Below are 8,051 nucleotides of genomic sequence, written 5' to 3' on the forward strand. Positions count from 1 at the left end.
ATATTATATTCTTTTTATATGACGCTATATATTATTTTGTATATCCTGCTATGAATATTAGTGGAACAGCGGTAGGGTGGCCAGAAGGTAGTCTTGGGATAGGTGTGCCTATATTTGTAATAGCATTATTTCCTATTTCTATATATCTTCAAAAAAGAGGGTATGTATATTCTGTAAAATATTTATTTTTATTTGGATACATGTTTATCAATCTTGTTAATAATTTAATGATTTATTTGCGAACGGATAGACCTTTTGAACATGGTAGTATGGTAGAAATGTTGTTAATTTTATTTGCCCCAGTTTTCGTGAATAGAAAATACTTTTATTTAGTTTCCTTTAGTGTAATTGGAAAGTACGTATTTTTCACATTGCTATTACAAGATTTAAAAGTGATAATTCCACTTGTTTTATGTGTATTTTATTTCATTATTTCACATTCTTTATTAAAACGATTTCAATCTTATGTAAGAACAGTGGTTGAAATGATGAACAATATGAAAGAGACGGAAAATTTAGCTGTGATTGGGACTATGTCTACAACAATTGCCCATGAAATTCGAAATCCACTAACAGCGTTAAAAGGGTTTACGCAAATGCAAAAAGAAAGAAATCCAACTGATACGATGAGCTACGACATTATGCTACAAGAAATTGAAAGGGTTAATGGATTTGTTAGTGAATTGATGTTGTTAGGGAAACCAAAGCCAACAAATTATGAAAGGTGTAATATACGAGACACCCTTCTATATGTTGTGCATCTAATGGAAAGTTATGCAACGCAATATAGAGTTAAATGTAATTTACAAGTAGATGGAAATCTACCGGCTATAAACGGTGATGATAAGCAATTAAAACAAGTGTTATTAAATATCATTAAAAATGGAATAGAATCAATGCCAGAGGGTGGAGAAATTCATATCCGTGCATATCAAAAAACGCAAGGACATTTGTGTATTTCTGTTGAAGACCAAGGATGTGGTATAGAGAATGAGAAGTTAGAAAAAATCGGCAAGGCGTTTTACACAACAAAGGAGAATGGTACAGGACTTGGATTAATGATTACATATAAAATTATTAAGGAACATCAAGGGAGTATCACGATCCAAAGTAGTCTAGGAGTAGGAACGAAAGTAGAAATTTTTCTGCCGACCGTTTAATGTATTTGAGAAAAGATTTTTCAGAAAAGTGTTCTTGTTGTGTAAATATAAACATTTTATAAAATGTTTCAAGAAGGGTTTTTTTTATAAAATACTTCGTTTATAATGGAGGAAAATATCGACATGAGATTGATTGCTCATGTAACGGTTCAGTAGTGTTATGAAAAGATAAGAAGGGGTGCACGCGCATCCTTTTTTCTATGCAGATATTATGAAAGAGGTGGTATGATGGAATTAACATTAAATTCGACTGTATGTTTACACACGATTCAATTTCGAAAAGAGCAAAAGAATTATACTGTAAAAGACACAATTACAGGAGAAAAATATGAAATGCCGCCACTTTGGATTGATGCATTGGCAATGATGCGTGACGGTTTTTTATTGGGGGAAATTGAGGAGAAATTAAAAGAAGAGTATCCATCCGAAGAAGTGAATATGTTAGCATTCACGAAGCAACTGTTAGAACTAGAACTTGTTGAAATGGTAGATGGGGAAGAAATAGCTTGTACAAAGAAGAAAGAGAAGGATTATTTAGCTTGGTTACGTCCTCATGTTGAGCAATTCTTTCTTAATTTAAATAAAAAAAATAGAAGCAAAGGTCAATGATGATCTTTGCTTTTTTGTATAGTTTGTTTAAAAAATTACAGCAAATGCTCTTGCAAAAGCACCGTCGCTATCTTTAATTTTTAAAGGTGCTGCTGAGAAGAAGAAACGTTTCGTGTGAATGGCATCTAAGTTTGTTAAGTTTTCGATTAAATAAATATTATTCCCAAGTAGTATGTGATGAATTGGTGATGTTTCTGTCGTTACCTCATCAGGAGAAATAAAATCTAAACCGACAGATTTTACTTTTAATTGTACTAGTTCCTCGGCTAATTCTTCAGAAAGATAAAAAGCTTCTTTCTCATACGCCTCCGTGTTCCATTTAGTAGATAGATTGGAATGGAAAATAACAATATCTCCTTCTTTTATATCAGCATCGTGCAGTACTTCTTTAGGTAGTTTTCGTTCTTGTACATGAGTTACATCAATAAGAACAGCTTCACCTACAAATTGATCCAGCGGTAATTGATCGATGGTCGTTGCGCCTGAAATAAAATGCGCAGGAGCATCACAATGCGTGCCAACATGAACGACAGAATGAAAATCTGTAACTTGATAGCCTGATTCTTCAACACTTGTAACAGCTTCTAGTTGTATTTTAGGTGTTCCAGGAAATTGAGACATATTATTTTCAAATGTTTGTGATAAATCAATTACTTTCATTTTACATACCTCCAATATATGTTTTTCAAATAATAAAAAGCTCATCCTTCAGTATCAAGAAAGATGAGCTTTACATGCTAGTTGAGTTTTATCTTCCAAAATGCAATGCATTTTGCAGGAATTAGCATCTATTCAGTTCGTATAAACTGAGGTTGCTGGGCTTCAAAGGGCCAGTCCCTCTGCCTCTCTTGATAAAGAAGTATTCAGTTTCGGAATCTTAATTTTCTGATAGTTAAATTGTAATTCATTTCCTTTTTATGTGCAATACAAAATAGGTATTCACCCAAATAAAGCTGCTCGCATATTGTAGCTTATGTAAATAGAATGCTGCGAAGGAGTGAGTGCAGTGACAGGAAATGTATTGAATTATTATGCTGGTGGTAATACAGCTAGGGGATTTCACAATTTATACGAAGAGAATTTAAAAGGATTAGACAGATTATTTATCTTAAAGGGTGGTCCAGGAACGGGAAAATCTTCTTTAATAAAGGCAATAGGTCGTGAATGGGTTGGAAAAGGATATGATATTGAATTTTTACATTGTTCTTCTGACAATAAATCGGTTGATGGTGTAATTATCCCACAATTAAAAGTAGGAATTGTTGATGGGACATCACCGCATGTTATTGAGCCAAAAATGCCAGGAGTTGTTGAAGAGTATATAAATTTAGGAATTGCTTGGGACTCAGATAAACTAAGAAAGCAGAAATTAGAAATTGAAAGATTTGTTTCAGAAGCAAGCAAAGCTTTTCAGTCTGCTTACGCACGTTTTAAAGAGGCATTGATTATACATGATGAGTGGGAGAAGATATATATTGATAATATAGATTTTAATAAAGCAAATGAACTAACCGATCAGCTAATCCAGAAATTATTTGCAGATAAAAGCGGGAGACAATCGCTTGTCAAACATCGTTTTTTAGGAGCTGCAACACCGAAAGGAGCAGTTGACTTTGTTCCTAATTTAACAGAAGGGTTACCACATCGTTATTTTATAAAAGGCCGCCCAGGCTCTGGAAAATCAACGATGCTCAAAAAGTTAGCTAAGGCAGCTGAAGAAAAAGGATTTGAAGTTGAAGTATATCATTGCGGATTTGACCCGAATAGTCTTGATATGGTTATCGTAAGAGAATTAGGCTTTGCAATTTTTGATAGCACCGCACCGCATGAATATTTTCCAAGTCGTGAGGGTGATGAAATTATTGATATGTATGCCCTTATTGTTACGCCAGGGACGGATGAGAAATATGCGAAGGAAATTCGTGATGTTTCCATTCAGTATAAAGCAAAAATGAATGAGGCAATGTCTTTCTTAGCGAAAGCAAAATCGGTTCGTGATAAATTAGAACGAATTTATATTGCTGCTATGGATTTTTCGATAGTAGATGCATATAAAGAGGAGATTCAAAAAGAGTTTGAACGAATTGCTGCTACTGTAATCGAAAAGCAACAATAGAAGTTTTATTAGGCTGTCAGTAATTTCTGACAGTTTTTTTAGTATGTAGTAAAATAAATAGTGTATTGTCGAATTTCCAAGGAAATAATCAAAAAATGGAGATGTTATGAAATGAGAGAGAAAATCGAGTTGGAGTTAGAAAGAATTGAAAAAGAGAATGATGTAAAAATTTTATTTGCGGTGGAATCAGGGAGTCGTGCTTGGGGGTTTCCATCGAAAGATAGCGATTATGATGTTAGGTTTGTTTATATACATCCGGTAGAATGGTATTTATCAATTCATGACAAACGTGATGTAATTGAATATCCAATTAGTGATGATTTAGATATAAGTGGTTGGGATATTAAAAAGGCGTTGCAACTATTCGCGAAATCGAACCCAGCTTTACTTGAGTGGATTCGATCACCAATTTTTTATTCGAAAAACTCTAATTTTCCAGAACTACTTCAACAGATGAGTGAGAAGAATTTTGATCCAAAAGCAACGATATATCATTATTTACATATGGCGTCGAAAAATTATCGTGAATTTTTGCAAGGTGAGAATGTAAAGCTGAAAAAGTACTTTTATGTATTACGTCCTATTTTAGCTTGTAAGTGGCTAGAAGAGAAAGCAACTTTACCACCTGTAGAATTTGATCGATTGATTACAGAATTACCATTAGAACGTAGTGTATTAGATGAGATTGAAAAGTTGTTAATAAAGAAAAAAGCAGGTACTGAATTAGATGTTGGATTGAAAATTAAGGTGCTAAATCAATTTTTAGAAGAACAAATTCATTACTATGGGCAATATGTAAAAGGAATTGAAAAGGGATCAGGGATCGATATTGAAATTTTAAATACACTATTTCGAGACATGCTGTTTGAAGCATATGAAAAAGAGCACAAGTAAGTTTGTGCTCTTTTTATTTTGTAGGAATGAAGAAAACAGATATAGCTGCGATAAGACCTGCAAAGGAGAATAAGTAAAAATTCCATGCTAAGTCATATTGCATTGTCATTATAATACCGATGAGAATAGGGCCAGCAATTGCACCAACTCGGCCAAGTCCCAGTCCCCAGCCTAAGGAGGTAGCTCGGATATGTGATGGGAAGTATTGTGTTACATATGCATTTAATATTTGAGTAATACCGACCGATCCAATACCAGCAAGGCCAATTAAAAGATAAATGATTGTAACAGATGGCTTAATTGTTAATAGTCCGATACATATGGCTGCCATAAGATAAGAGATGCTAATAACAATTTTTGCGCCTATACGATCAGCAATTGCTCCAGCGAATAACGCACCAACAGCTGCGGTAATATTTAGCATAAGTAGAAAAGACAGACTAGATCCAAGAGGATATCCCGCCTGGCGCATCATCTGTGGTAACCAAGTATTTAAACCGTATATTAAAAACATTCCCATTATATAAGTGATCCAAAAAAGTAGTGTTGCTTTTATGTATTCTTTTGAGAATAAAGTAAAAAATCCATTTTTCTTTCGTATAGTAGATGGAGCTTGATGAGTTTTATTTTTTACATGAAATTCAATTTGAAAACGATTAAGAATTTGGTTCACTTCTTCTTGGCGATTACGTGATAATAAAAATTGAATGGACTCAGGTAAATAGCGAATAATGAAAGGAATGAGGAGTAGTGGAATCATTCCGATACCAAACATAATTCTCCATCCGAAATCTTCTAACATAAACATAGACAAAATAGCACCTAATACGATACCTAAAGGATAGCCAGTAAACATAAGAGCATAAATAAAAGATTGCCTTTTTTTTGGTGAATATTCAACAGTAAGTGCTGAAGCCGTTGGGATAACACCGCCTAATCCGATTCCTCCTATAAATCGAGATAATCCAAATAACTCAGGAGAAGAAGCGATAGCCGCTAAACCCATTGTGATAGAAAAAAGTGCTAAACAGCATATAAGCGTCCATTTACGCCCAATTAGATCTGTAATCGTTCCAACTAGAATAGCCCCAATAAACATCCCAAATAAAGCATAGCTTGCAATTGTACCAGCGTGCGCTGGTGATAGCGCCCAGCTTTTGTCTTCTAGGAGCTTTGGTAGAACGGCACCGTAAATACCTAAATCATATCCATCAGCTAAAATGGCTAGCCAACAAATAAAAACAACAAGTTTTGTAATAGAGCTTGAAAAGATAGTTTCTGTAGATTCTAGATGAGGTGGAGCTGAAGGTTGCATAATATTCACCCCTTTTAATTTGTAGATGAATATATTATTTTATTTAATGTTAATATTTCCCTCCCTGTGTCGAAATTTATCTGAAAAGATTTTATAACAAATAAAGAAGTTCAACCGTAATTCTGTTGAACTTCTTTATTTGTTTACTCATTATCAACTCGTTTTAACGGTTGATCTGCTGGGCCTTCAAGAACGTCTCCCTCAATTGAAAAACGAGAACCATGGCAAGGGCAATCCCAAGTACAATCACCATTATTCCATTCAACTTCACAGCCGAGATGTGTACAAGTTGTATCGACGATATGTAATTTTCCTTCTTTGTCCTTATAAGCACCTGCTCGTTTACCGTTAACATGTACGACAGATCCTTCACCAACTTCGAGATCTTCTGGCTTACGTAATGCGGTTTCAATCTTACCTTCAATTAAATGTTTCGCAACATCAATGTTTTGGGAGAGGAACGTTTTTATATCTGGATTTGCATGGAAGCGTGATGGTGCATACAGTTCTTTATAGGGACTGTGGACTTTTAGGATGGAGTCCTTCAGTAGGTGAGCGGCAGCAGTTCCAGTTGTCATGCCCCATTTGCGATATCCAGTTGCAACAAAGATATTTGGATTTCTTTCGTTAATATGTCCGATATAAGGAAGCTTATCTAGAGTGATTAAATCTTGTGCTGACCATCTATAAGGAACTTCGTCTATTCCAAAAGTTGCTTCAGCAAAAGAATAAAGTGCTTCGTAATGAAGCATCGTATTTATTCCTTGTCCTGTTTTATGACTCTCTCCGCCAATCAAAATTAATTTTTCTCCATTGTTTGTTATATAGCGTAAGGAGCGCTTTGGATCATCAATACTTAAATACATGCCACCTGGATAATCCGTTTTTGCTTTTATTGCAAGAGCGTAGGAGCGTTCTGCGTACATTCGCGTAAAGAAAAAGCTATTTGCATCATAAAAAGGAAAATGTGAACAAGAGACGACATATTCACAAGTGATATGATGGCCCTCTTTTGTAATTATTTGTGGATGATCTCCCTTTTCCACATCCATAGCTGTTGTTTGTTCGTAGAGCTTTCCGCCCATCTCCACAAACTTTTCTAAAAGTGTTTTTAAATAAAGAAGGGGATGGAATTGTGCTTGATTTTTCATTATAAGCGCAGATTGTACTGGAATAGGAATCGATAGAGATTGAACATAGTCACAAGGTATATTTAATTTTTGATAAGCTTCATATTCTTTCGATAAATTTCTTAATCCGTTATCGGTAGTTGTATATAAATATGAATCTTCATTTGAGAAATTACAGTCGATTTTATATGTTTGAACAGTTTCATTTATGAATTGTAGAGCCTGATTATTTGATTCATAGTAAAGCCCGGCCTTTTCTACACCGAAATGGTTTATTAATTCATCATAAATAAGATCATGTTGTGCTGTTACTTTCGCTGTTGTATGCCCAGTCGTTCCGTTTAAAATACGACCAGAATCAATTAAAACAACATCGATGCCTTCTTTTGCAAGTAAATAGGCAGTAGTAATACCTGTAATACCAGCACCGATAATAGCAACTTTTGTCTTTATATTTTCGGATAAACGAGGGAAAGTAGGAAGCTGAGTAGATTCAATCCAATAAGATAGCGGCAGTTGTGGAAATGTATCACTTGTCATTGCGGAAACCTCCTGATTTTAGAACAATTTTCCTTTTAATATTTCCATATTATATGAAATTTATGTGTGTTGTTTTAGAAGTAGTCTATTTTTATTAAAAGAGGTTATAAATTATTTTAATATAATTAATTAGGTGGGGCATTATGAAGTAGTGGGATTTATATAAAACTAAATTCAAGTGATTCTGTTTGTTGATTACATAGGGAGTTATTGAATGAGATAGAGTCTATGGCTTTTAAGAAAATGTCTATATATAGTGGGTAAATCCTTATGGAATCTATACATTT

At 34.2% G+C, this 8,051-nt stretch carries 7 protein-coding genes and 1 riboswitch; of the genes, 4 read left to right on the forward strand and 3 right to left on the reverse strand.

Going from position 1 to position 8,051, the window contains the following annotated elements; genetic code table 11:
* Positions 1 to 2 precede the first annotated feature (2 nt).
* A complete protein-coding gene (locus ACQGS6_RS18995) occupies positions 3 to 1,160 on the forward strand; it encodes an ATP-binding protein (RefSeq protein WP_426965438.1) in 1,158 nt (385 codons plus the stop codon).
* Positions 1,161 to 1,388: 228 nt separating this feature from the next.
* Positions 1,389 to 1,769 carry a hypothetical protein gene (locus ACQGS6_RS19000; protein WP_000424119.1) on the forward strand — a complete coding sequence of 127 codons (381 nt, stop codon included), beginning with the start codon at positions 1,389 to 1,391 and terminating at the stop codon, positions 1,767 to 1,769.
* A gap of 27 nt (positions 1,770 to 1,796) precedes the next feature.
* On the opposite strand, the gene ACQGS6_RS19005 is transcribed toward ACQGS6_RS19000, so the two are convergent.
* On the reverse strand, positions 1,797 to 2,429 hold the full coding sequence (locus ACQGS6_RS19005) for a cyclase family protein (RefSeq protein ID WP_000862983.1): 633 nt from the start codon (positions 2,427 to 2,429) through the stop codon (positions 1,797 to 1,799).
* A gap of 85 nt (positions 2,430 to 2,514) precedes the next feature.
* A riboswitch (SAM riboswitch) is annotated at positions 2,515 to 2,627 on the reverse strand.
* A 148-nt stretch (positions 2,628 to 2,775) separates the two neighbouring features.
* Between ACQGS6_RS19005 and ACQGS6_RS19010 the strand changes: the two genes are divergently transcribed.
* Both ACQGS6_RS19010 and ACQGS6_RS19015 read left to right on the forward strand, forming a co-directional pair.
* Entirely contained in the window at positions 2,776 to 3,885 is a 1,110-nt protein-coding gene (locus tag ACQGS6_RS19010) for a PRK06851 family protein (protein ID WP_326318630.1), read from the forward strand.
* 111 nt (positions 3,886 to 3,996) lie between these two features.
* Positions 3,997 to 4,779 (forward strand): nucleotidyltransferase domain-containing protein, encoded by a 783-nt coding sequence (locus ACQGS6_RS19015; RefSeq protein WP_001208232.1) that lies wholly within the window; start codon positions 3,997 to 3,999, stop codon positions 4,777 to 4,779.
* 13 nt (positions 4,780 to 4,792) lie between these two features.
* Here ACQGS6_RS19015 and ACQGS6_RS19020 read toward each other — a convergent pair whose 3' ends face one another.
* Complete coding sequence (locus ACQGS6_RS19020; protein WP_001183092.1) at positions 4,793 to 6,094, reverse strand: MFS transporter; 1,302 nt, start codon at positions 6,092 to 6,094, stop codon at positions 4,793 to 4,795.
* Positions 6,095 to 6,237: 143 nt separating this feature from the next.
* Entirely contained in the window at positions 6,238 to 7,764 is a 1,527-nt protein-coding gene (locus ACQGS6_RS19025) for an FAD-dependent oxidoreductase (RefSeq protein ID WP_000199992.1), read from the reverse strand.
* Positions 7,765 to 8,051 lie beyond the last annotated feature (287 nt).

It is taken from the genome of Bacillus sp. GMs2/2 (assembly GCF_050172095.1).
Taxonomy (GTDB): domain Bacteria; phylum Bacillota; class Bacilli; order Bacillales; family Bacillaceae_G; genus Bacillus_A; species Bacillus_A cereus.